The sequence below is a fragment of the Streptococcus cristatus ATCC 51100 genome (assembly GCF_000222765.1).
Classification (GTDB): domain Bacteria; phylum Bacillota; class Bacilli; order Lactobacillales; family Streptococcaceae; genus Streptococcus; species Streptococcus cristatus.
On the sequence record NZ_AFUE01000007.1, the window covers coordinates 204,268 to 228,688 of the forward strand.

At 45.0% G+C, this 24,421-nt stretch carries 25 protein-coding genes; 5 read left to right on the forward strand and 20 right to left on the reverse strand.

What is annotated here, in order from left to right; all coding sequences use genetic code 11:
* Window positions 1-216: 216 nt before the first annotated feature.
* The 3 genes from HMPREF9960_RS06565 to HMPREF9960_RS06575 all read right to left on the reverse strand — a co-directional run bounded on the left by HMPREF9960_RS06565 (window position 217) and on the right by HMPREF9960_RS06575 (window position 2,987).
* Entirely contained in the window at window positions 217-774 is a 558-nt protein-coding gene (locus HMPREF9960_RS06565; protein WP_005591693.1) for a cysteine hydrolase family protein, read from the reverse strand.
* On the reverse strand, window positions 774-1,562 hold the full coding sequence (codY, locus tag HMPREF9960_RS06570; protein ID WP_005591692.1) for a GTP-sensing pleiotropic transcriptional regulator CodY: 789 nt from the start codon (window positions 1,560-1,562) through the stop codon (window positions 774-776). The genes HMPREF9960_RS06565 and codY overlap by 1 nt, the downstream gene beginning before the upstream one ends.
* 210 nt (window positions 1,563-1,772) lie before the next feature.
* Window positions 1,773-2,987 (reverse strand): pyridoxal phosphate-dependent aminotransferase, encoded by a 1,215-nt coding sequence (locus HMPREF9960_RS06575; protein ID WP_005591691.1) that lies wholly within the window; start codon window positions 2,985-2,987, stop codon window positions 1,773-1,775.
* Window positions 2,988-3,244: 257 nt separating this feature from the next.
* Between HMPREF9960_RS06575 and HMPREF9960_RS06580 the strand changes: the two genes are divergently transcribed.
* On the forward strand, window positions 3,245-3,700 hold the full coding sequence (locus tag HMPREF9960_RS06580; RefSeq protein ID WP_005591690.1) for a universal stress protein: 456 nt from the start codon (window positions 3,245-3,247) through the stop codon (window positions 3,698-3,700).
* 108 nt (window positions 3,701-3,808) lie between these two features.
* Here the strand turns inward: HMPREF9960_RS06580 and uvrA are convergent, their stop codons facing one another.
* On the reverse strand, window positions 3,809-6,634 hold the full coding sequence (gene uvrA, locus HMPREF9960_RS06585; RefSeq protein ID WP_005591689.1) for an excinuclease ABC subunit UvrA: 2,826 nt from the start codon (window positions 6,632-6,634) through the stop codon (window positions 3,809-3,811).
* Between the two features lie 122 nt (window positions 6,635-6,756).
* Here uvrA and HMPREF9960_RS06590 point away from each other — a divergent pair, with 122 nt between their 5' ends.
* Both HMPREF9960_RS06590 and HMPREF9960_RS06595 read left to right on the forward strand, forming a co-directional pair.
* Window positions 6,757-7,701 carry a magnesium transporter CorA family protein gene (locus HMPREF9960_RS06590; RefSeq protein ID WP_005591688.1) on the forward strand — a complete coding sequence of 315 codons (945 nt, stop codon included), beginning with the start codon at window positions 6,757-6,759 and terminating at the stop codon, window positions 7,699-7,701.
* 18 nt (window positions 7,702-7,719) lie between these two features.
* Entirely contained in the window at window positions 7,720-8,394 is a 675-nt protein-coding gene (locus HMPREF9960_RS06595) for a DUF1129 domain-containing protein (RefSeq protein WP_005591687.1), read from the forward strand.
* Between the two features lie 37 nt (window positions 8,395-8,431).
* Here HMPREF9960_RS06595 and HMPREF9960_RS06600 read toward each other — a convergent pair whose 3' ends face one another.
* From HMPREF9960_RS06600 to gla, 11 genes are all read right to left on the reverse strand, one after another.
* Window positions 8,432-8,935: a GNAT family N-acetyltransferase gene (locus tag HMPREF9960_RS06600; RefSeq protein ID WP_005591686.1), complete on the reverse strand. Its 504-nt coding sequence runs from the start codon at window positions 8,933-8,935 to the stop codon at window positions 8,432-8,434.
* 97 nt (window positions 8,936-9,032) lie between these two features.
* Window positions 9,033-9,272, reverse strand: a complete 240-nt coding sequence (gene rpsR / locus HMPREF9960_RS06605) for a 30S ribosomal protein S18 (protein ID WP_000068664.1) — start codon at window positions 9,270-9,272, stop codon at window positions 9,033-9,035.
* 40 nt (window positions 9,273-9,312) lie between these two features.
* On the reverse strand, window positions 9,313-9,807 hold the full coding sequence (locus HMPREF9960_RS06610; protein WP_005591685.1) for a single-stranded DNA-binding protein: 495 nt from the start codon (window positions 9,805-9,807) through the stop codon (window positions 9,313-9,315).
* An 11-nt stretch (window positions 9,808-9,818) separates the two neighbouring features.
* A complete protein-coding gene (gene rpsF, locus HMPREF9960_RS06615; protein WP_005591684.1) occupies window positions 9,819-10,109 on the reverse strand; it encodes a 30S ribosomal protein S6 in 291 nt (96 codons plus the stop codon).
* Between the two features lie 176 nt (window positions 10,110-10,285).
* Window positions 10,286-11,290 (reverse strand): type 2 isopentenyl-diphosphate Delta-isomerase, encoded by a 1,005-nt coding sequence (gene fni / locus HMPREF9960_RS06620; RefSeq protein ID WP_005591683.1) that lies wholly within the window; start codon window positions 11,288-11,290, stop codon window positions 10,286-10,288.
* Entirely contained in the window at window positions 11,274-12,293 is a 1,020-nt protein-coding gene (locus HMPREF9960_RS06625) for a phosphomevalonate kinase (RefSeq protein WP_005591682.1), read from the reverse strand. The genes fni and HMPREF9960_RS06625 overlap by 17 nt, the downstream gene beginning before the upstream one ends.
* Window positions 12,283-13,230, reverse strand: a complete 948-nt coding sequence (mvaD, locus tag HMPREF9960_RS06630) for a diphosphomevalonate decarboxylase (RefSeq protein WP_005591681.1) — start codon at window positions 13,228-13,230, stop codon at window positions 12,283-12,285. Before mvaD ends, HMPREF9960_RS06625 begins: the two co-directional genes overlap by 11 nt.
* Window positions 13,212-14,090, reverse strand: a complete 879-nt coding sequence (gene mvk / locus HMPREF9960_RS06635) for a mevalonate kinase (RefSeq protein WP_005591680.1) — start codon at window positions 14,088-14,090, stop codon at window positions 13,212-13,214. Before mvk ends, mvaD begins: the two co-directional genes overlap by 19 nt.
* Before the next feature lie 179 nt (window positions 14,091-14,269).
* Window positions 14,270-15,202, reverse strand: a complete 933-nt coding sequence (locus tag HMPREF9960_RS06640; protein WP_005591679.1) for a serine hydrolase domain-containing protein — start codon at window positions 15,200-15,202, stop codon at window positions 14,270-14,272.
* Window positions 15,199-15,936 (reverse strand): CppA N-terminal domain-containing protein, encoded by a 738-nt coding sequence (locus HMPREF9960_RS06645; RefSeq protein WP_005591678.1) that lies wholly within the window; start codon window positions 15,934-15,936, stop codon window positions 15,199-15,201. The genes HMPREF9960_RS06640 and HMPREF9960_RS06645 overlap by 4 nt, the downstream gene beginning before the upstream one ends.
* 192 nt (window positions 15,937-16,128) lie before the next feature.
* On the reverse strand, window positions 16,129-17,025 hold the full coding sequence (gene gla / locus HMPREF9960_RS06650) for an aquaglyceroporin Gla (protein ID WP_005591677.1): 897 nt from the start codon (window positions 17,023-17,025) through the stop codon (window positions 16,129-16,131).
* Between the two features lie 102 nt (window positions 17,026-17,127).
* On the opposite strand from gla, the gene HMPREF9960_RS06655 reads away from it, so the two are divergent.
* Window positions 17,128-19,419: a Xaa-Pro dipeptidyl-peptidase gene (locus HMPREF9960_RS06655; protein ID WP_005591676.1), complete on the forward strand. Its 2,292-nt coding sequence runs from the start codon at window positions 17,128-17,130 to the stop codon at window positions 19,417-19,419.
* Window positions 19,420-19,455: 36 nt separating this feature from the next.
* Here HMPREF9960_RS06655 and HMPREF9960_RS06660 read toward each other — a convergent pair whose 3' ends face one another.
* The gene (locus HMPREF9960_RS06660; RefSeq protein ID WP_005591675.1) at window positions 19,456-19,869 is read right to left on the reverse strand and encodes a hypothetical protein; all 414 of its coding nucleotides are present in this window, start codon (window positions 19,867-19,869) and stop codon (window positions 19,456-19,458) included.
* Between the two features lie 169 nt (window positions 19,870-20,038).
* On the opposite strand from HMPREF9960_RS06660, the gene HMPREF9960_RS06665 reads away from it, so the two are divergent.
* Window positions 20,039-20,338, forward strand: a complete 300-nt coding sequence (locus HMPREF9960_RS06665; protein ID WP_005591674.1) for a YbaB/EbfC family nucleoid-associated protein — start codon at window positions 20,039-20,041, stop codon at window positions 20,336-20,338.
* Between the two features lie 118 nt (window positions 20,339-20,456).
* Here the strand turns inward: HMPREF9960_RS06665 and purH are convergent, their stop codons facing one another.
* Genes purH through purM form a run of 4 tightly spaced genes read right to left on the reverse strand, consistent with a single transcriptional unit; the run spans window position 20,457 to window position 24,384 of the window.
* On the reverse strand, window positions 20,457-22,004 hold the full coding sequence (gene purH / locus HMPREF9960_RS06670; protein ID WP_005592286.1) for a bifunctional phosphoribosylaminoimidazolecarboxamide formyltransferase/IMP cyclohydrolase: 1,548 nt from the start codon (window positions 22,002-22,004) through the stop codon (window positions 20,457-20,459).
* A 41-nt stretch (window positions 22,005-22,045) separates the two neighbouring features.
* Window positions 22,046-22,753, reverse strand: a complete 708-nt coding sequence (locus HMPREF9960_RS06675) for a suppressor of fused domain protein (RefSeq protein WP_005591672.1) — start codon at window positions 22,751-22,753, stop codon at window positions 22,046-22,048.
* Window positions 22,754-22,813: 60 nt separating this feature from the next.
* A complete protein-coding gene (gene purN, locus HMPREF9960_RS06680) occupies window positions 22,814-23,365 on the reverse strand; it encodes a phosphoribosylglycinamide formyltransferase (protein ID WP_005591671.1) in 552 nt (183 codons plus the stop codon).
* Window positions 23,362-24,384: a phosphoribosylformylglycinamidine cyclo-ligase gene (gene purM, locus HMPREF9960_RS06685; RefSeq protein WP_005591670.1), complete on the reverse strand. Its 1,023-nt coding sequence runs from the start codon at window positions 24,382-24,384 to the stop codon at window positions 23,362-23,364. Before purM ends, purN begins: the two co-directional genes overlap by 4 nt.
* Window positions 24,385-24,421: the final 37 nt, after the last annotated feature.

Genomic DNA, 24,421 nt, shown 5'->3' on the forward strand with positions numbered 1-24,421 from the left:
AAAAGCTTTCGTCTCTAAAACAGACGAAAGCCGTGGTACCACTGTTATTCGCTGCCCTAAAAGGCAGCCTCTGAGCTCGTAACGTGAGCGACGTTTGTGCTTAATCACACAAAAGATTACGAAACATGTTCTTCGGTTTTTGCTTTCTTGGTGCTGCTCTCAGCTATCAGCACTCTCTGTGCAAGTTAGCAAGCCTACTCTGCTTCTCTTTTACTCTTAAATTGTATTTATTATAGTCGAACCTAGAACATTTTGCAAGTGATTTAAGGCAAATTTGTGATTTTCCTCTGACAAAGAAGCCACAGCTGGCTCTACCACTTGGATCTGATAACCTAGATTATAGGCATCGATCGCCGTATGCAGGACGCAAATATCCGTCAAGACTCCAGTCAAAATGACCGTATCCACCTTTCTTTCTCGCAATCGAATATCTAAATCCGTGCCAGAAAAAGCAGAATAATGACGCTTATCCATCCAAAAGACCCGAGAGTCTGCTTGATGCTTCTCATAAAAATCAGCCAAAGGCCCGTAAAGATTGCGACCGCTCGTTCCCTTGATATTATGAGGCGGAAACAGCTTGCTTTCTGGGTGAAAGGCATCATTTTCATCATGGGCATCAATAGTAAAGAAGATATAGTCGCCTCGATCAAATGCCGCCTTGGTCACTTGAGCAATAGCTTCAGAAATCGCCTGAGCCGGCGCTCCTGCTGTTAACTTACCCTCATCTGCAACAAAATCAACTGTATAATCAATGGAAATCAGTGCTTTAGCCATTAGTAGTCCCTCTTTTTAATTTCCTCAAAAACATCTGGGATCAGCACTTTCAGATAAGTCCCTTTCATTCCCAGCGAGCGGCTTTCAATAATCCCAGCGCTTTCCAGTTTGCGCAGAGCATTGACAATCACTGAACGGGTAATCCCGATGCGGTCAGCAATGACAGAAGCCGTCAGTTGTCCTTCATTGCCATTGAGCTCACCTAGAATAGCTGAAACAGCCCGTAACTCTGAGTAAGACAGGGTATTGACCGCCATGGTCACGGCCGTCCGGCGACGGATGTTCTTCTCGTCCTCTTCCCGCTGGAAGTTAAGCAGCTGAATACCGACCACTGTGCTGGCAATCTCGACCAAAATCAAATCGTCATCCAAAAATTCTTTATCATTGCGCCAGATAATCAGCGAGCCCAAGCGAATTCCTGAAACATGAATCGGTGCGATAGTAGTCAAACCATCTGGAAATTCATCCTTGGTTTCCACTGGGAAAATCGTCAAATCGTGAGTTACAGGCAGATTAGCCTCCGTCTCATACACCATGTTCGCTTCTTGGACATATTCTTTGGGGAATGTCTTGTCTTGGAAAAAGGCTTCTACACGATCATTATTTGTCTTGTAGCGCATGAAATAGCCCAAGAGACGGCCCTTGCTGTTGATGATACAGGCATTGCAATGAATAATATCAGCAAGCTGGCGAGTGATCGCATTGTAAGGAAGTTCCTCCTGAAGTTGCTCTTCTGAACGTTTCAAGATAGAAGTAATCTTCCTTGTTTTTTCTAATAGTTTTGCCATACATTTACCTCGTATTTAGTCCCCTTGATTGTACCATAATCGACCGAAATTTTCAATAATTATCTGAAAATTGTGTATTGAAAAAAAATTCGCTACAATTGAAAGATTCAGAATTTGGCGATTGCGAAAAAAATCACTCCATCAAAAAAACCATTTAAAACAATTCTAAGACGAATTTGTTTTAAACGGTTTATGACTTGTATTTTATGCTTATCTGCGGTATTGGCGTAGGAAGTGTGTCATTTTTTCTTGGATCTGAGCTAGCTCATCTACCCGAGGCAGATAAACGATTCGGAAATGATCTGGATCCTTCCAGTTAAAGCCTCGTCCATGGACAAGAAGGACTTTTTCCTGCTTGAGGAAATCCAAGACAAACTGCTCATCATCATCGATACGGTACATTTCTCGATCAATTTTCGGGAAGATGTAAAGACCCGCCTTAGGTTTGACTGCAGACAAACCTGGAATATCTTGAATGGCATTGTAGATGAAGTTTCTCTGTTCATAGATACGGCCACCTGGCAAAAGCAATTCATCCACCGACTGGTGACCTCCAAGCGATGTTTGCACAACCTGTTGAGCCAAGACATTGGAGCACAGGCGCATGTTGGAGAGCATGTTTAACCCTTCGATATACCCTTTAACGTGCCGCTTAGGTCCAGATAGCACCATCCAGCCAACTCGGAAGCCAGCGATACGGTGGGATTTTGATAGACCATTCATGCTGACACAGAAAACATCAGGTGCCAGACTAGCTACAGGCGTATGCACATGCCCATCCATCACCATGCGGTCATAAATTTCATCCGCAAAGATAATAAGATTGTTCTGGCGAGCAATTTCCACAATTTCTAGCAAAAGTTCCTTAGGATAAAGTGCTCCCGTTGGATTGTTAGGATTGATGATAATGATAGCCTTAGTATTAGAGGTGATTTTTGACTTTATGTCGTCAATATCTGGATACCATTCTGCCTGCTCATCACAGACATAATGAACCGCATTCCCACCAGCCAGACTAACTGCAGCCGTCCAGAGCGGATAGTCCGGCATTGGTACTAAAACCTCATCTCCATCATCCAATAGTCCCTGCATAGACATAACAATCAGCTCGCTGACTCCATTTCCAAGATAAATATCATCGATATCAACATTAGGGAAATTTCGGAGCTGGCAATACTGCATAATGGCCTTACGGGCTGAGAAAATCCCCTTAGAATCAGAGTAACCCTCACTATCACGCGCATTCATAATCAAATCATGAATGACCTCGTCTGGAGCGGTAAAGCCAAATTCAGCTGGATTTCCCGTGTTCAGGCGGAGAATTTTCTCTCCATTGGCCCGCATCCGCATCGCTTCATCCAAAACCGGTCCACGAATATCATAGGCTACATGCTCCAGTTTGCTGGACTTATTAAATTCTTTCATCCTATTTTCCTCAATTCATCTGAATGATTTTATTATACCATCAGAAAAAAAGATTGACAATCAGGAAGAATTTGGGAAAGCTCGTTTGAATTAAAATATATCTTATAATTCAGGAAAATACACTTATCCATCAAAACAATTTCACTTGATTTCTGAATTTCATTTGCAGCTTTACTTTTTTTCTGAAAAGGTTTACAATATAAGTGAAGATATAAGAAACTCGAATCTAGTATTCGACAAAAGATGGAGGTAGCTTTATGACTCAACAAAAATATGAAAATATCATGGTCGCTGTTGACGGCTCTCGCGAAGCAGAACTCGCTTTTGAAAAAGGTGTTAATGTAGCGCTGAGAAATGCTTCTCGCCTGACGATTGCTCATGTGATTGATACACGGGCTCTCCAAAGCGTCTCAACCTTTGACGCCGAGGTCTACGAAGATCTCCAAGAAGAGGCACAAAAGTTGATGACAGAGTACAAGGAAAAGGCGCAAAAAGCAGGGGTCAAATACGTTGATGTCGTCATTGAATTGGGCAATCCCAAAACCCTCCTGTCAACTGACATTCCTGACGAACACAAGGTTGATTTGATTATGGTCGGGGCTACTGGTCTCAATGCCTTTGAACGCCTCCTAGTCGGCTCATCATCTGAATATATCCTCCGCCACGCTAAAGTGGACTTACTGGTCGTTCGTGACAAAGAAAAAACATTCTAAACCCATCAGGTAAGCAGTTCTAATGCCCTGCTTCACCCATAAATGCAAGTTAAAATCCCTCATTAGGTTAGCCTAGTGAGGGATTTGTGTTTTAAAACGATAACAATCTTATTTCAGCTTGCCTTTCAAATACTGACCAGTATAGCTGGCTGGATTGGCTGCGACTTCTTCTGGTGTACCAGTCGCAATGATCGTACCACCACCGACACCGCCTTCTGGACCTAGGTCGATGATATGATCAGCCGTCTTAATAACATCCAAATTGTGCTCGATGACAAGGACTGTATTGCCATCATCCACGAAACGGGCTAAAACCTTGAGCAAACGCGCAATGTCTTCTGTATGAAGCCCTGTGGTAGGCTCATCCAAGATATAGAAGGACTTGCCAGTCGAGCGCTTGTGGAGTTCGCTGGCCAGCTTCATTCGCTGAGCTTCACCACCTGACAAGGTTGTGGCTGGTTGCCCCAGAGTCACATAGCCTAGCCCCACGTCTTTGATGGTCTGGAGTTTACGGGCAATCTTGGGAATATGCTGGAAGAATTCTACCGCATCATTGACCGTCATGTCCAGAACCTGAGCGATATTCTTCTCCTTGTAGTGGACTTCTAGAGTCTCGCTATTATAGCGGGTACCGTGGCAGACCTCACAGGCTACATAGACGTCAGGCAGGAAGTGCATCTCAATCTTGATAATCCCATCACCCGAGCAGGCCTCACAGCGGCCGCCCTTGACATTAAAGCTGAAACGGCCCTTCTTGTAGCCGCGAATCTTGGCTTCATTGGTCTTGGCAAACAGATCGCGAATGTCGTCAAAGACTCCAGTATAGGTAGCTGGATTAGAGCGCGGTGTCCGGCCAATCGGACTTTGGTCAATATCAATCAATCGATCCACATGCTCAATGCCGCTGATTTTCTTGAACTTACCTGGCTTGGCAGAATTGCGGTTGAGTTTTTGTGCAATGGCCTTTTTAAGGATAGAGTTGACCAGTGTTGACTTACCAGATCCAGAAACTCCGGTCACAGCGATGAATTTGCCCAAGGGGAATTTAGCTGAGATATTCTGCAAGTTATTTTCCTGAGCCCCTGTCACTTCAATAAAGCGGCCATTGCCTACACGACGTTCCAATGGTACTGGGATTTCGCGCTTGCCTGACAGGTATTGGCCTGTGATGGATTTCTTGTTCTTAGCCACCTGTGCAGGAGTACCCGCTGCGACGATTTCACCGCCAAAAACCCCCGCTCCTGGTCCCACATCAATCAGCCAGTCAGCCTCCCGCATGGTGTCCTCATCGTGCTCAACTACAATGAGGGTATTACCCAGGTCACGCATCTTCTTTAGACTGGCAATCAGACGGTCATTATCACGCTGGTGCAAGCCAATAGAGGGCTCGTCCAGGATATAGAGGACGCCACTCAAGTTCGAGCCGATCTGAGTCGCCAAGCGAATCCGCTGACTCTCACCTCCTGATAGAGTCCCAGCCGAGCGAGACAAAGTCAGGTAATTAAGGCCAACGTTATTGAGGAAAGTCAGGCGATCATGAATTTCTTTGAGAATAGGCCGCGCAATAGTAGCTTCATTGTCAGTCAAGTGAAGCTTGTCCAACTGAAGCAAATGATCTGCAATGGACAAGTCTGAAATCTCACCGATGTGCAAGCCATCTTCGCCGCCAACCTTGACAGAAAGAGCCTGAGGACTGAGTCGATAGCCCTGACAAGCTGCACAGGTCAGCTCATTCATATAAGCCCGCATCTGTGTCCGAGTAAAATCACTATTGGTCTCATGGTAGCGCCTGTTGATATTGGTGACAACCCCCTCAAAAGGAATATCAATATCACGCACACCGCCAAATTCATTTTCATAGTGGAAATGGAACTCCCGCCCATCTGAGCCAAAGAAAATCAGCTGCTTTTCTTCCTCAGTCAGCTCCTCAAAAGGCTTGTCCATATCAATGCCAAAGGCTGCCATGGCCTGCTCCAGCATCTGCGGATAATAGTTGGAGGAGATGGGATTCCAAGGCGCTAGCGCTCCTTCGCGCAAGGTCTTGCCAGCATCCGGCACAACCACATCTAGATCCACCTCAAGCTTAACCCCCAGACCATCACAGTCCGGACAGGAGCCAAAAGGCGCATTAAAAGAAAAGAGGCGTGGCTCTAGCTCTGGCACCGTAAAGCCACAGACTGGGCAGGCATAGTGCTCAGAAAAGAGCAGCTCTTGACCGTCCATGGTATCAATCACCACATAACCCTCAGCAATCCGTAGAGCTGCTTCGACCGAGTCAAAGAGGCGGCTGCGCACCCCTTCCTTTATGACAATTCTGTCCACCACGACTTCAATATCATGCTGCTTGCTCTTAGAAAGCTCTGGCACTTCTGTTACATCATAGACATCGCCATCCACGCGCACCCGGACATAACCGTCCTTCTGAATCTTGTCAAAAACGGTCTTATGCTGGCCCTTTTTCTTGCGGATGACCGGCGCCAAAATCTGCAGTCGCTGACGCTCGGGCAATTCTAAAACCTTGTCGACAATCTGCTCAACAGACGAAGCCTTGATAGCCCCGTGGCCGTTGATACAGTAAGGCGTTCCGACACGAGCATAGAGCAGGCGCAGGTAGTCATTGATTTCGGTAGCTGTTCCCACTGTTGAGCGGGGGTTTTTGCTGGTCGTCTTCTGGTCAATGGAAATAGCCGGGCTGAGACCATCAATCGAGTCCACATCTGGCTTTTCCATGTTGCCCAAAAACTGCCGAGCATAGGCCGATAGGCTCTCAACGTAACGGCGTTGTCCCTCAGCGTAAAGGGTGTCAAAAGCCAGACTGGACTTGCCCGAACCAGACAGACCAGTTACCACGACCAGCTTGTCTCGGGGAATTTCCACATCAATATTTTTTAAATTATGAGCTCGCGCTCCATGAATCACAATTTTATCTTGCATCTAGTCCACACTTTACCTTTAAACTTCTTCTATTATAGCAAATTTTTCTGCAAACTTTTGCCCAAAAGACTAGAATTTGTAGTATAATAGGACGGTGCTTATAAACGATTCTAGGAGGAGATATGAAACAAGTATTTTTATCAACAACAACCGAGTTCAAGGAAATTGATACACTTGAATCGGGAACTTGGATCAATATGGTCAATCCTTCCCAGAACGAATCTTTAGAAATCGCAAACGCCTTTGGCATTGACATAGCTGACCTACGAGCACCGCTCGATGCCGAAGAAATGTCTCGTGTCACCATTGAGGATGAGTACACACTGATCATCGTAGACGTACCCATCACTGAGGAGCGGAATAATCAGACTTACTATGTTACTATTCCGCTCGGTATTATCATCACAGAAGAAGCCATCATCACGACTTGCTTGGAAAAATTGCCCCTGCTCGATATTTTCATCAATCGACAACTGCGCAACTTTTACACCTTCATGCGATCACGTTTTATCTTTCAGATTCTCTACCGCAATGCCGAGCTCTATCTGACAGCCCTGCGCTCCATTGACCGCAAGAGCGAGCAGATTGAGAGCCAGCTGCACCAATCAACTCGAAATGAAGAACTGATTGAGCTCATGGAGCTGGAAAAGACCATCGTCTATTTCAAAGCCTCCCTCAAGACAAATGAGCGCGTGATTAAGAAACTGACCAGCTCTACCAGCAATATTAAGAAATACTTGGAAGATGAGGATTTGCTGGAAGATACCCTGATTGAGACCCAGCAGGCCATCGAGATGGCTGATATTTACGGAAACATCCTCCACAGCATGACAGATACTTTTGCGTCCATTATTTCCAACAACCAGAATAATGTCATGAAGACACTTGCTCTGGTAACCGTTGTTATGTCTATCCCGACCATGCTCTTCTCAGCCTACGGGATGAACTTCAAAGATAATGAACTGCCTCTAAACGGCGAGCCAAATGCCTTCTGGATTATCATGTTTATCGCCTTTGCTCTGAGCGGCTCTCTAACCCTCTACCTCTTCCATAAAAAATTATTCTAACCACCAGAAAGGACGCTTATGTCACAAATAGTATCAGACAAACTAACTAAGAAAAACAAGGAATTTCTCCACATTGCTACTCATCAACTCCTCAAAGATGGCAAATCCGATGAAGAAGTGAAGGCAATCTTGGAGGAAATTATTCCAAACATTTTAGAAAATCAAGCCAAGGGTATCCCTGCCCGTGCTCTCTATGGGGCACCAACTTACTGGGCTTCTTCTCTCACTGCTAAGGAGCGCTATGATGCCGAGCATCCCAAGCAAAATGATGATCCAAAATGGATGATGCTGGATTCCGTCCTCTTCATTTTCGGTTTCTTCACCGTTCTGACTTCCATCGTCAATTTGGCATCTTCTAAACCCTCTGTTTACGGCATGACGACACTTGTCTTTGGTAGTATTGTCGGTGGTCTCGCTTTCTACGCCCTCTATCATTTCGTTTACCGTTTTTACGGACCAGACACTGACCGTAGCCAGCGTCCACATCTGCTCAAATCTATCCTTATCATGCTAGTAGCTATTGCTCTTTGGACCCTTTCAATTGTTGGTTCTAGCCTATTGCCCGACTCTCTCAACCCACATTTGTCAAATATCGTCGTTGCCATCATCGGAGGGATCACCCTAGCACTTCGTTTCTACCTCAAGAAACGCTTCAATATCAAGAGTGCAACCATGGGGCCAGCCAAATATTAAGCAGCATAGAAAAAGAGGTTTTATGACCTCTTTTATTTTACTCTTTTGAAAAGTATAATACCAACTCATCGTTATTCTCGCACGAAGCATAGGGCGCGAGTGGCTGATTTTGAAACCAAACTCCTGACCCATCTGGCATATAACCGCGACCTACATACAGTCGTTGTGCTGGACCATAGCCTTTATGTAGCCCAACACCCAAGCTGACCACATCTGAATAATGCTGCGCTACTTGCTCTGCTTTGTCCAATAAAGCTGTGCCAATTCCTCGCTTTTGGAAACTTTCAAAAACATTAAAATCCGTTAACTCAGGATAAAGACCAGCAAAAGGCCCATGCTTTGCCAATGGGATGACTGTAATGTAGCCAGCCAAAAATTCCCCAACAACCGCCACCAAAACTTGGCGCTCACCCGCCTCTTGCTCCAGAAAGTAGTTTTTTAAAATCTCTCTCCGATCAGGCCATCCTTGCTGGATAAAAGCATTCGATAAGCCTTCAATATCCTCAAAAAGCATCTTTCTGATGGCTAGTTCTTCTGTCATGGCAAACCTCCCATATCTTGATAGTTTCTTCTATTATAGCACTGTCCCTTTCTATCATCAAGATAGCAAAAATCCCTGCTAGAAGCAGGGACTCTCATTAGTCTTCATTTACGAAAGGCATCAAAGCCATTACGCGAGCGCGTTTGATAGCTGTTGTTACTTTACGTTGGTTTTTAGCTGAAGTTCCTGTTACACGACGAGGAAGGATTTTCCCACGTTCTGAAACGAAACGGCTAAGAAGCTCAGTATCTTTGTAATCAACATATTCAATCTTGTTTGCTGCGATGTAATCAACTTTTTTACGGCGTTTGAATCCGCCACGACGTTGTTGAGCCATGTTATTCTCCTTTATATTATAGTTCTAGTTTTGTCCATTATTAGAATGGTAAATCATCGTCCGAGATGTCCATCGGGTTTGAATTGCCGAATGGGCTTTCATCACGAGAAAAATTCGGTACTTGGTTGAATGAGTCAGCATTACCATAGCTTGGTGCAGAATTTCCACCGAAGCCACCGCCACCAAAGCCAGCTGAAGGCTGCCCTTCACGGCTTGCACGACTTTCCAGAAGCTGGAAGTTGTCTGCAACGACTTCTGTGACATAGACACGCTGGCCTTGCTGATTGTCGTAGTTACGAGTCTGAATGCGACCAGTAATCCCGATTAGAGCGCCTTTTTTGGCCCAATTAGCAAGGTTTTCTGCCTGCTGACGCCAGATAACAACATTGATAAAGTCCGCTTCACGCTCACCACTTTGATTTTTAAAGTTGCGATTAACAGCCAGAGTAAAGGTTGCGACCGCTTGGTTTTGCGGTGTATAGCGAAGTTCAGCATCACGGGTCATACGTCCCACAAGTACAACGTTATTAATCATAATTTACCTTCTTAAGCGTCAAGTTTGACGATCATGTGACGAAGAATGTCAGCGTTGATTTTTGAAAGACGGTCAAACTCTTTAAGAGCTGCATCGTCGTTTGCTTCAACGTTAACGATGTGGTAAAGTCCTTCACGGAAATCTTGGATTTCGTATGCAAGACGACGTTTTTCCCAGTCTTTTGATTCAACAACAGTTGCACCGTTGTCAGTCAAGATAGAGTCAAAGCGTGCTACCAAAGCGTTTTTAGCTCCTTCTTCAATGTTTGGACGAATAATATAAAGAATTTCGTATTTAGCCATTGATATGTTCCTCCTTTTGGTCTAATGACCCCAAGACGTTGCAAGGGGTAAGTGAGGTTCACTCACAAATAATAATTATACTAGATTTTCCAGCAAATAGCAAGAATAAATTTCGCTTTTCTTTGAATGATCTGCCAAAGCATTTTATCAGCTAGATAAAGCATAGCATCCACTGATTATTGCACCTGTTCGGCTCCTTCTTTTAAGCGACCGTAAAGCAGATAAGGGACGGATTTTAAGTCTTCAAGGTTGCGACAAGACAGGGCACACATCAATAAACGTAAGTCTTCTTTCCAGCCATTTACAATAGCAATGACCTCTTCGACTGGATATTTTTCGACCAAGGCTAACATAGTTCGAGAAAGGCCGACTGCTTTAGCACCAAGGACCAAGGCTTTGACCATGTCTAGAGGATGGCGAATGCCACCGCTAGACAATAACTCCACCTTGTCCACCCAGTCTTGGGCTGCCAGTAAGGCCTGGGCTGTGGTCTGCCCCCAATCGTTGAGATAGTCTCGCTGACCGCTCCTCCGATTTTCAATATAGGCAAAGCTCGTTCCACCACGACCAGAAATATCAAAGGTTGAAATCCCTAGTGCCTGAGCTTCCTCAATCGTCTTTCGATCCATGCCAAAGCCTACTTCCTTGAGGACAAGGGGGGCCGGAAAATCTTTTCCATAGGCTTCCAAATGCTGCTTCCAAGTTCTGAAAGTCCGCTCTCCCTCAGGCATCAGCAATTCTTGCATGACATTGACGTGTAGCTGGAGAAACAAAGGTTTCAAATCCGACACCGCCTGCAAGCCTGCTGCTACTGGTTTGTCAAGTCCGATATTGCTGGCCAAGAGTAGGCTAGGCTTATCCTTTGCCACAGCATAAGAATCATCATCTGGATTTTTCAGAGCAGCACTGTAAGAACCTGTCACAAAGAGGATGCCACAGGCCTCCGCCACTTTAGCCAGTTTTTCATTGATTTCTCGCCCTTTTGGACTTCCACCTGTCATGGCATTGATATAAAAGGGAAAATCCCAGTCACGCCCAGCGAAATGAGTGGATAAATCAATCTCGGCCAAATCATAGGCTGGCAGAGAGCAATGGATTAATTCTATATCATCAAAGCTATTGTAGCCAAGGGGCTGTTCTAGGGCGTAGTTGATATGATCATCTTTACGACTTTGGCTCATGAGCACCCATCCTTTCTTGGTAAAGTAATTCCAGACCAGCTTCTTGCCAGCGTTGGATCAAGGTTTGGCTATCTTCGGTAGCAAAAGACAGGGCGAAGCCACAGTCTCCACCGCCAGCTCCACTGCTTTTAGCGACACAATCTAAGCCCTGACTCGCCTCTCTTAAGTCCTGTAATTGCTCCGTGTAAATCAGCGGACTGAGGCTATCTAATAACTGACTGGCAGTCAATAGGCTATCTTTTACAGCTATCTTATCAGCCGACAAAAGAGCTTCTTTCAGACTGTCCACCTGAAGCTGGGTTTGAGTCAAGAAGTCCTCGTTTAAACTCGACTTAACCTGCTTGACAAGATCACTCGAAATAGCTGGTTCTCTCGTCCAACCAACCAGAAAATCACAGGATAAAGCAGGATAGATTGGTTTGATCTCATAGCCCCAGCCGTGCTTCAAAATCTCTAACAGATTTGTGTCGACCAATCGCTGGCGGATTGCCATCCGATCAAAAGAACGATAATAAACCAGTTGTTCATAAGCAATGCAGGCCAGATCTCCCATGGAGCCATTATCCCCCCGCTTGAGAAGCACCACTGCAGCTAGTCTAAAGAGGAGGTCAGAGCTTAGTTTCAGTTGATAAAAAGCGGCCATCGCCTTGATCGTCAGGACAACCACGCTACCACTGGAACCCAGCCCAAACTTTCGCCCGTCTTTCTCCATTTTTCCTCTGATAGTCAGAGCAAATGGGTGCAATGGGCGTTGCAGCAAGCTGAGATAGTCGTTCATCAGCTGAATGGTCTCCTGAATCAAGGCATAATCCGCATCTGGTGCTAGACTGGCTTTATGGCTAAAAAGATCCGAATCCAGCTCATAGCTGTCCGCCGCCTCAATCTCTGCCCGCATATAGATGGAAATATTCTTAATCAAAGCCGCATGACCAGGACTCAGGACAGCATATTCCCCAGCTAGATAGAGTTTTCCACATGTCTGGACTTGCATCTTAGTTTCCATCAGGCAATTCCTTCGTTTTGGAGACAATCAGACGGTACTGATCCGCAAAGAGGGGCACCAAGTCTTCCAAGTTCTCTTCAAGGCAGAGAACCTTGACATTAGGACCAGCGTCCATGGTGAAATAACAACGACGCCCCTGGTCTCGGAGCTGGCGAACAAAATCCATCGCAGCATAGCTTTCCTCCGTCAGATAAGTAAATGGAGGCGTGGCTGTCTCTGTCGTTGCATGCATCCGCAGGGCATTCTCCTCGGTCAACTGCCCAACTTTCTCAAAATCATTGTCCTTTAAGTAGGCCAGCATATCCTGATAGTCCTGAGCTGACTGGTCAATCCAAGCCTGAAAATCTTTGGAAGTTTCAGAACAAAGTTGCATGCCAAGTCGACTAGAAATCGGCTTTTTCTCATCATGAAGCACCAACATAATCATGGCTAGCTTAAGGTCGGTTTGCACAGGATAAATCGCTCCGCTATCCTTGTCCCATGCTGCCAAAGGACCAAAAAAGGAGCGGGCTGACGAACCTGAAGCAAACTTGGCCAACTGAGCCAGCTCCTCGGTATTGTAATTTGTTTCAAAATAAGCATCACAGGCCTTGACCAAAGCAGATAAGCCACTGGAACTAGAGGATAAACCTGCTGCTGTCGGCATATTGTTACTGGTATCAATCCGCACCCAATCACTTGGCTCCGTCCGAAAACGATCAATAATCCGACTGACCTTAGCATGCTCTTCTGGGCTTTGCAGTTGCCCATCGATATAAAATTCATCGCCAGCAGCCTCAGCCGAAAGCGGACTTAACTGGGTTTGGGTGTACATATTCTCTAAAGTCAAGGAAATACTGCTAGTGGAAGGAATCATCCGCTCAGCATCTGCCTTGCCCCAATACTTGACAATAGCAATATTGGCGTAAGACTTGACACTTACAGGCTTTCTATCCATATATTGCTGGCTCCTTTCTCTCTCAAAAGACGGGCTAGGTCTTCCGCCTCTTTCTTTTCTTTGATTAGCACAATCACGCAGCCGCCTAGGCCACCGCCGCTCATTTTGGCTCCAAGAGCCCCATTTTCAAGCGCAAGCTCGACCAAGTCATCAGATAGCTGGCAAGAAACTCCCAACTGGGCTAGTTTGCCGTGAGCCTTGGTCATGGCCTGTCCCATGGTTAGCAAATCCTTGAGATGGATCGCCTTTTCAACGATTTTTGTCAGATTTCCCAGCTCCTGTAAGAGGGGCAGAGCCTCCTGACCTAAGCTTTCCACCTTTTTGATAGCTTCCCGCGTATGTCCGTGAATACCCGTATCCGCAATCAGCAGATGAGCATCCAAATCTAACTCGATTTCTGAAAATCCGACATTACGGATAAACTTGATGGCTACATCACTAAGGCAGGTCTTGGCATCCAGACCGCTTGGATTCATATGGGCAATCATCTCTGCTCGATTGGCCAGAATTTCCAGTGTCTCATGATCCAAGGCTTCTTCGAAGTAGTCAAAAACTGCACGAATGGCTGCAATACTGACAGCCGCAGACGAACCCATGCCCCGCTTTTCTGGCACCATGGAATTCACCTGGCAACGAATCTGAGCACCTTGCTTCCCTAAGTGCTCCAGACAGGCAAAAACAGCCATGGACAAGGTATCTTCCTCATAGAGAGTCCAAGGCTTCTCAGAAGGAAATACCTGACAAGTCACTTCGATATTATTGAGAGGCAAAGCCAAGGCTGGATAGCCATAGACCACCGAATGCTCCCCCATCAGAATAATCTTGCTATGTGCCTTGCCGACACCCTTCTCTTTTGTCATATTTTCTCTCTATTTCTTCCTTCTATCTTCTATATTTTAATATACTTTTGGAAAAAAAGCGATCTTTTCCTATCTTGACTGACAAAGTCACGTTAAGCAGTCAAAAACTCCAAGCAAAAGCCGGAGTTCTGTCCTATTTCATCATCAGTGACAGGCCTTTAGCCTCGGTAGGGAGGAGGCTACCACTCTTTTCTGATTAGATCCATCAGTTCATTGCGGTCTAAAATCCACTGGGCACGCTCATCCTTTTCATAGGTGCGATTGGAAAGAAAGATTGCAGCTTTCTGTTCTGCCCGATTATACATGATAAAAGTACCCGTATAGCCAGTATGATCTAGCCATTCCCCTTCCAAATTCCAAGCTAGACTGCGTGTCTTGCCCGGCTCTAGAGCAAAGTTTTGGCTCAATTTCTCTGCAAATCCATCTCGCAAATAATGCTCTAAAAAAATCTGCAAATCCTCAAGTCTTGAAAAAAGCCCGGCACTTCCAGCATGCTGGCCTAGGACACGCGCTTTGGGATCATGAACCACTCCCGCTTTCACGCCACGAACAGTCGGCACCGCAGAAGCTACTGGCCCAAAGCTAGTGTTCTTCATCGCCCACGGCTTAAAAATCTTTTCTTCAAATAACTTGTCCAAATCCTCCCCATACAGCTCCTCCAGCATAAAGCCCAGCAGGAGAAAATTAACATCTGTATAATGGAAGCTTTTGTCATCCAGCACTGTCAAGCTATTGAGGGCCACCTTTAATTCTTGAGCATCGAGCCTATCCCGATTGGGAATAAAGGGATCTAGCCCAGAGGTATGGGACAACAACTGGCGCAGAGTCACCCGATCATCATGAAAGGCTGGATAGTATTGTCGCAAAGGCGCATCGATATCCAAGTCACCAGTCTGAAACAAAAATGCCACCAAGGTTCCTACGCCAACCACCTTACTAACACTGGCCAGATCATAAACCAAACCTGCTCGCGTTGCTGATTGATTGGCCGGGTCTGCCAAGCCCAGATAAAAACTCTGCCAGCGGCCATCACGATAAAGAGACAAACTAGCCCCAGGATAAAGCCCCGCAGCAAGCTGCTGATCTATCTTTTCTAAAATCCGCTGGGTCATAGTTGCTCAAACCATAGTTCAATATTACTTTGGTCTTGGCTGACTAAGAATTTTTTAGATTTAGGTACAAAAAATTCCTGTGTCGCAAAAATCGATGACAATTTTTCCACATCAAAGTCCGTCACCAAACATTTGAGCATAGCCAGATCCCAAGTTTTCGTATTATCAGCCGTCAAATCTTCTCCTTGGGCTTCCTGCACATCTAGGAAATCTAAGACATTACTCACTGGCTGATAGAAAGCCTTGACAGCCTGTAAATCTGGGACACGAAGCTCAATCTTTTCCACATCAAATTGACTCAAACTGATAAAATCGTCCTGCCCTTCAAATGCAGGGGTTTCTTGGACTGGTTGCAAGCTGCTCAGGTTCTCTTCTGCATGGAGCAGGATGCGATCGCCTTCTGGGGAAGTCGCTTCAAAAGCATATCCTTTCTCACCACGATATAAATTGTCAACTTGGATCCCTCGAGCCAGCAAAGCCTCAATTTCTGACGCTTTTGCCACCTTGACCACTAAGCGAGCTAATTTCTTTGCCCCTTTTACTCGGCGAGAGCGCATGCTTGGAGATTCTTCTAAAATCAATCTTTCTGTTTTAGTTTGATCGCCCAAAGACAACTGGGCTCCTTCTTCTAATAGGGATTTCATCCCTAGCGTTTTGCTATAGAAATCTTGATTTAGGTTCCGATTATTTACTTTTATTACTGGAACAATTCTTGCAACATGATTCACACTCATAACTTCCTCCAAACTATTTTATTGTAATAAATTTTCATTTTTTTGACAAGAAATTATGCGCAAACCAACAATTTTCAGAACATTTCCACTATCCTAATCTAACAGACCAAAAATATAAACCAAATCGCATTTTTCTATTAGTAAAAAACTAACAAAAAAAGACCGAGATTTCTCTCAGTCTTTTGATAAATATTATCCGTAAATTGCTTTAAATAAAGCTACTGCTGCAATACCAGCCGCAATTGGTGCCACAACCGGTACCCAAGAATACCACCATTTTGAATCGCCCTTGTGTTCACCAAGGATTGATTTTGGCAAGATAAAGTGCAAGATACGAGGTCCGAGGTCACGGGCTGGGTTAAGACCTGGTCCAGTAGGACCTCCAAGTGAAGTTACCAAAGCCATGACAAGGAAACCAAGCGCCAAGTGAGCGACAGCAGATGAACCATTTGTTGCTTGTGCAAATGTATTGTGAATAAGACTTTGAACATCAGATTCTGCTACTTTCTGACCAGCTTGAGCTGCTTGAAGAGCTTGTTGTTGTACATTCTTCTCGATAAGAACCTTCAATTCCGCACCGAAGTGAAGTTTAGTCATGCCCATCGCTGCAAAGAAAAGAACAAAGGAACCAACAAACTCATTGATAAAGCCATTAATTGTTGCTGCTTTACGAGATTCAGGTGTTCCGTGATCTAGGCTTGAAATGGTTGAGAAAGTACCCAAGATATTGTTTGGATTTTCTGTTTTCAAGTAGTAAGGGCGGTGTGTCGCTACAACCAAAGCCTGTCCAAAGATCGCACCCAAAACTTGAGCAAGAATGTAAGGAGCTACCTGAGCCCATGGGAAGTAACCGCTAATTGCAAGCCCTAAAGTGAAGGCAGGGTTGATGTGGTTACCTGAGGTATTTCCAAACATCAGAGCTGGAATCATAACCCCCATACCGTAACCAACGGCAATGACCAACCAGCCACTTTGATGACCTTTAGTTCCTTTTAATTCAACATTGGCAACAGCACCATTCCCCAAAATAATAAGGATAGCTGTCCCTAAAAATTCCGTGGCATATTTAATAGCCCAACTGAAATCCATCTAATTTCTCCTTTAAAATTTTTTAGACAATCTATATTTTATCAAGTATAATGGATAATGTAAAGGTCATTTTAAATAAAAACCAGAAAAAGAGGGAAAAATATGCGCTTCAATCAGTATAGTTATAGCAAGACAAATCCAGACACTATGCGCCAAGAATTAGCCGAGTTGGGCTTCATCTATGAGCCGCACCTTTCTGACAAAGACAATCTCCAAAGCTTCCTACGACGCTGTTTCTTTCTCTATCAGGATACCGACTACTTGCTTCGAGCTTGGGCGGCTGATAGCGAAACTGACCTGTTGACCTTCTTCGAATCAAACCGCGAACTGACAGCTGAGGTCTTCTATATGACTGCCTTTCAGCTCTTGGATTTTGCGCCTTTTGTTGATTTCACCGATCTTGAGAAATTCCGAACAGAAAGCAACTTCCCTATCGTTTACGGCGATCTGCTAGAAAACCTCTACCAGTTGCTCAACACTCGAACAAAAAACGGCAATTTGCTAGTTGATAAGCTGGTCAGCGAGGGATTGATTCCTGAGGATAATACCCACCACTACTTCAACGGTAAGAGCCTGGCAACCTTTTCCAGCCATGATGCCATTCGTGAGGTGGTTTATGTAGAAAGCCGAGTTGATACTGATGGAGACGGCCAGCCAGATCTAGTCAAGGTTAGCATTATCCGTCCTCGTTACCAAGGGAAAATCCCTGCTGTCATGACCGCTTCTCCTTATCATCAGGGAACCAACGACCCTGCCAGCGACAAGGCTCTCCACAATATGAATGTGGATTTGGCAAGGAAAGAACCTCATCAAATCACTGTACAAGTTCCTGAGCTTAAATTGCTCCAGTTGGATTCGCCTGCTTCTGCCCAAGAAGTATCTGAAACCGAGGAAAAATTAGGCCATATCGGCACCTACACGCTCAACGACTACTTGCTACCCCGCGGTTTTGCCAATCTCTATGTGTCTGGCGTGGGAACCAAAGATTCTCAAGGCCTGATGACTAGCGGTGACTACCAGCAGATCGAGGCCTACAAGAATGTCATCGACTGGCTCAACGGCCGTTGCCGAGCCTTCACTGACCACACTCGCCAGCGGGAAATCAAGGCCACTTGGTCCAACGGAAAAGTAGCTACGACCGGTATCTCCTATCTAGGCACCATGTCCAACGGGCTGGCAACGACTGGAGTAGATGGACTGGAAGTCATCATCGCCGAAGCTGGGATTTCTTCTTGGTACAACTACTACCGCGAAAACGGCCTCGTCACTAGTCCCGGAGGTTACCCAGGAGAGGATTTTGAATCCCTGACCGAACTGACCTACTCCCGCAACCTGAGGGCTGGTGACTACCTGCGTCATAATGATGCTTATCAGCAGAGCCTAGAGCAACAGCGCAAAGACCTAGACCGGCAAACCGGAGATTACAATCAATTTTGGCATGACCGCAACTATCTGCTCCATACAGATAATGTCAAAGCCGAAGTCGTCTTCACCCATGGCTCTCAAGACTGGAACGTTAAGCCTCTCCATGTCTATAATATGTTTCGAGCCTTACCGCCCCACATCAAAAAGCATCTCTTTTTCCATAACGGTGCCCATGTTTACATGAACAACTGGCAGTCCATCGACTTCCGCGAAGCCATGAATGCCCTTTTATCTAAAAAATTACTTGGTTATGCCTCAGACTTCAAACTACCAGCAGTCATCTGGCAGGACAACAGCCAAGCTCAAAATTGGCTAACTCTGGAAGACTTCGGTGGACAAAAGAACTACGCTCATTTCCAACTAGGTGAAGGCTCTCAAGAGATTCAAAATCAATATTCAGAAGAAGACTATAATCGTTTTGCCAAAAGCTATCAAAGCTTTAAAAACGAGCTCTTTGACGGCAAGGTTAACCAGATTACTCTGGATTGGACTTTGGAAGACGACCTCTTCCTCAACGGAGCCACCCAGCTCAAACTGCGCCTTAAATCCAGCGCAGACAAGGGGCTGATTTCTGCCCAACTACTGGACTTTGGACCAGCTAAACGCCTCACCCCGATTCCGACACCGCTTGAGCCTAGAGTCATGGACAACGGCCGCTACTATATGCTAGACAATCTAGTTGAGTTGCCTTTTGCCGAAACGCCACACCGTGTCATCACCAAAGGCTTCCTCAACCTGCAAAATCGGACAGATTTGCTGACGGTCGAAGAAGTTACTCCTGACCAATGGATGGAATGTAGCTTTGAACTGCAACCAACTATCTACAAGATGAAAAAAGGCGACCAACTGCGCCTCGTCCTCTACACCACTGACTTTGAGCACACCGTCCGTGATAAGACAGACTATGAGCTGACGGTAGATCTAGAGCAATCTAGTCTAGACTTGCCAACCATGGCATCACTTTCATAAAACCTAAAAGACGCTGAAATTCAGCGCCTTTTTCTTTTATCGTAGATTGAAATATTTCTCTGCATATTTTTTATAATCTGGCTTTTCCTTGCGGTTCATAGCAAAGAGCATACTGCCTGTGAGATAATCATCGTCTGAATCAGGAATTAGCATAATAGCAACATTTTTATCTTTCTCAGGAAAGACGATAGAAAATATTTTGCCATTATCTTTCCGAGTCAGGCCATAATAACTCACCCCATTTTTAAAACCAACAGCATTTTGAGTATACTTATACTCTTCTTCGTTGACAATGATAGTCTTCTCTTTTATTTCAATGGTCGTTTCTTCACCTCTAACATCCTGAACATTCCATTTCCCCTGAATTTTAGGGCTACCACTACAGCCGATTAGGATGAAGAGGGATGAGAGCACTACCAACAGCAAACCTTTTATCTTCTTATTTTTCAAGTTATCTTCTCCTTGGGATATAGATTCATGACCATTCTACTATAAGTGCTAAATCTTTGTCAAACCTTCTAGTAATGTTCTTCTTGCCACTTTCCCAAAAAATGATATAATTGAAGAGTGAGGATTACTAAGGGGCTCAGCCCTTGCAAGAGAAAGGAAAGAAAATCTTATGATGAATATGCAAAACATGATGAAGCAAGCCCAAAAACTTAAAAAAGAGATGGACATTGCTCAAGCAGAATTAGCCGCAACTGAATTTGTTGGAAAATCTAGCCAAGATTTAGTTATAGCAACTCTTACTGGTGATAAAAAGGTTGTCAAAATTGACTTTCAGCCTGCTATCGTGGATCCAGAAGATACAGAAACTCTGTCTGATTTGACTAGCCAAGCTATCAATGCTGCTATCGATCAAATCAACGAAGTAGCTAAACAAAAACTCAGCGCTTTCCAAAGTGGACTTTCTTTCTAATTCTGTTAAGCCCTTTTAAACATCAACTCCCAAAAGATGATATATTCATTCTTTTAGGAGTTTTTTTGCGCAAAAAATTGGAGAAAAGATCTAAGCATTTTCTCCAATATAAATCTTCTTAATGTCTAAAATGTCTCACGCCTGTGAAGACCATGGTCAAACCATATTTGTCCGCTGCTTCGATAGATTCTTGGTCACGGACAGAGCCACCCGGCTGGATGATGGCCTTGATACCTGCTTTGGCAATTTCTTCCACGTTATCGGCAAATGGGAAGAAGGCATCAGAAGCAAGGACGGCGCCGTCAAGACGGTCTTTAGCTTGTTCAATGGCAATGCAAACAGAAGCCACACGGTTGGTTTGTCCTGGGCCAACGCCGAGTGTCATGTGGTCGTTGGTTACGATGATTCCGTTTGATTTGACGTACTTGATAGCTTTCCAAGCAAATTCAAGAGCAGTCGCCTCTGTCTCGGTTGGCTGGCGTTTGGTCACCACTTGCCAGTCAGCTGGGCTTTCCTTGACCACGTCTTGATTTTGAACAAGGAGACCACCAACCACGCCTGTGTATTCTGCTTCTACTTCACTAGCATCTTGAGCATCAAATGGCAAGGCAAGGATACGCAGGTTTTTCTTTTTGTGGGTCAAAATGGCTAGCGCTTCATCCGTATAGCTTGGTGCGATGATGATTTCAAGGAAGACACCGTGCATCTTCTCAGCAGTCGCAGCATCCACCTCACGGTTAAGGACGACAATTCCACCAAAGATAGACACTGGGTCAGACTCATAAGCATAGTCCCAAGCAGTTTCGATATCATCAGCTTGACCGATACCGCACGGGTTCATGTGTTTCAAAGCCACAACGGTTGGACGATCTTTGAAGTCACGGATAATACGAATCGCCGCATCAGCGTCACGGATATTGTTAAAGGACAATTCTTTACCGTTGAGTTGTTTCGCTGATGCAATCGAATAGTCAGTCGGCAAAGCTTTTTGGTAGAAATCTGCATCCTGTTGAGGATTTTCCCCATAGCGCATAGCTTGCTTGAGGTCATAGGTCAAAGTCAGCTTTTCAGGTTTGCTTTCTCCGACTTGAGCTGTGAAATACTCTGCAATCAAGGCGTCATAAGCCGCTGTGTGACGAAAAACCTTTGCTGCTAAACGTTGGCGAGTTTCATAACTTGTTTCGCCGTTTGCTGACAATTCGTCAAGGACCACTGTATAGTCAGCAGGATCTACCACAACCGTTACACTGGCATGGTTTTTAGCCGCAGAGCGAAGCATAGATGGCCCACCGATATCAATATTTTCAACTGCATCAGCATAAGTCACATCTGGTTTGAGAATCGTTTCCTTGAAAGGATAGAGATTGACAACTACAAGGTCGATGAGCTCAATCTTATTGTTCTTGGCTGCTTCTAGGTGACTATCCAAGTCACGACGAGCAAGGAGCCCACCGTGGATATTTGGATGGAGGGTCTTTACACGACCGTCCATCATTTCTGGAAAACCAGTCACATCATCAATTGCAATGGTCTCCACCCCAGCATTATCAAGGGTAACCTTTGTCCCACCTGTCGAGATGATATCCCAACCAAGTTTTTTGAGTTCTTGGGCAAATTCAACAATGCCCGCTTTGTCTGAGACGCTAATTAAGGCGCGTTTAGTCATGTTTTTTCCTTTCATTGTATCAAGAGGTGCTTTCACATCATTTAAATTAAAGACTGGCGATTATAATCTGTAAGCTGATCTCCAAGTTCTTTCAACAATTTCCTAACCTCCAGCTTACTTGTTTCACTTTCATAAATACTTCGCAATTCGGCGTCTGTTGCACCAATTAAGGTTACAAATTCCACTTCTCCATGCGGAGTATCTAGAGGCTTAGCTAAATCATCAGCAGCAGTCAAGAAGCCTGTCAAATTAGATTTCTGTTGGGCATCAATTCCTACCGTTTGCTTGGTATAGATGTATTCTTCTGGCAAAACCACTTTACCCGTTTTAAAAATATATCTTGCCACATACTGTAGCAAACCACAGCCATTTTTAATTTCTTCTTCGTCATTATTTGATTTCTTTAACTTAAACGTTAATTCAATCCCATAACCACTGTATTCAGGATCTTCGCTTTCTTTGGTATATAATTCTGATAAACCATAACTCACAAAATGCCAAAAATCTCCTGCATCGTAAACACTGATGCCATCAAGTGGATCTGGACCGCCTAGCATATACTTGATAACCGTTCCATAATGAAGAGGACTGGGCTGATCAGGGTATAAACGATTAAATTCTGCATCAATCGCTTCCCATCCTGGAGCACTATCATCTGTATTTTCAACTTTAATAACAATCTGGTGTTCATCTTTAGTCGGCGTCTCTTCGCTAGAAGGTCTTTTCTTAAAAAAATCAAACAGACCCATAAATTTCTCCTTAACAGATGACTTTTAATCCTTGCCACAAAATCAGCTATGATTTCCTTCTTATTTTCGTGCAACTCCCAAGCTATCCAACACTTCCGGATACAACTTATACTCTGCTTCATGAATGCGAGCTTCAAAGCTTTCGATGGTATCATCAGCCAAACGCGGCACGCGCACCTGTTTGATAACCTTACCTGTGTCCACACCCGAGTCCACCCAGTGAATGGTAACGCCGCTCTCAGCAACACCAGCATTCCAAGCGTCCTCAATCCCATGAGCTCCTGGAAATTCGGGCAGGTAGGCTGGATGAATGTTGATGATTCGACCTTCATAGGCCGCCAATAAGGTTGGTCCAACGATTTTCATGTAGCCGGCGAGGCAAACCAAGTCAATCTGGTGTTCTTCCAAGAGTTCGACAAGGGCTGCTTCATAGTCTGCCTTGTTCTCAAACTCCTTGAGTTCAAAAGCATAGGACAGGACGCCGAGCTTTTCTGCACGCTCGAGCACATAGGCGTCACGATGGTCTGAAAAAACAAACTCCACCGGAAACTCTTCAGCAATCACCTGAAAATTTGAGCCATTACCAGAAGCAAAAACCGCTATTTTTTTCATTTGATGATGACACTTTCGTTTTCTTTCTTGACGATGCGACCAATTTCATAGACTGGTTCATCCAACAATTCCTTGACACGATCTACATTTTCAGGGCTAATTGCCAGCATGAGTCCCACACCCATATTGAAGATTTCAAACATTTCTTCATGCTTGATTTCACCGTATTTTTCAAGAGCTTTGAAAATCGGAAGCACTGGAACCTTGTCTTCTTCAATTTCCGCAGCTAGGTCAGCTGCAAACATACGAGGGACATTTTCGATAAAGCCGCCACCTGTGATGTGGGCAATACCGTTGACCAACTCTTCCTTGATAAGTGGCAAGACAGCCTTGACATAGATACGAGTCGGCTCAAGCAGGACTTCCTTGAGTTTCTTGCCTTCCAATTCTGGCAAGACTTCCTCACCTGTGTAGTCCGCAAAAACATGACGCACGAGTGAGTAACCATTGGAGTGAATCCCACTTGAAGCAAGTCCGAGAAGAACATCTCCTTCAGACACCTTTGAACCGTCAATGATTTGAGATTTTTCGGCCACACCGACTGCAAAACCAGCTAAGTCGTAGTCATCTGCGCCATACATACCAGGCATTTCAGCCGTTTCCCCACCGATGAGAGCAGCGTCTGCCTGCACACAGCCTTCTGCCACACCAGCAACCACTTGTTCTAGTTTAGCTGGTTCATTCTTACCAGTTGCCACATAGTCGAGGAAATAAAGGGGCTCTGCGCCTGCAGCGATGATGTCATTGACACACATGGCCACACAGTCCTGACCGATGGTATCGTGCTTGTCATATTTGATCGCCAGCATGAGCTTGGTTCCGACACCGTCAGTCCCTGAGATCAAAACAGGCTCTTTGACACCTGTTTTTGAAAGGTCAAACATGCCACCAAAACCACCAAGAGCTCCCATGACACCTGCACGCTCCGTACGAGCCACGTGCTTTTTGATCCGCTCAACAACTTCATAACCCGCTTCAACATCCACACCCGATTGGGCATAAGCATTCTTATTTGTCATTTTTGTCTCCTCTTCCTTTCCTTTAATGGAGGGTCTT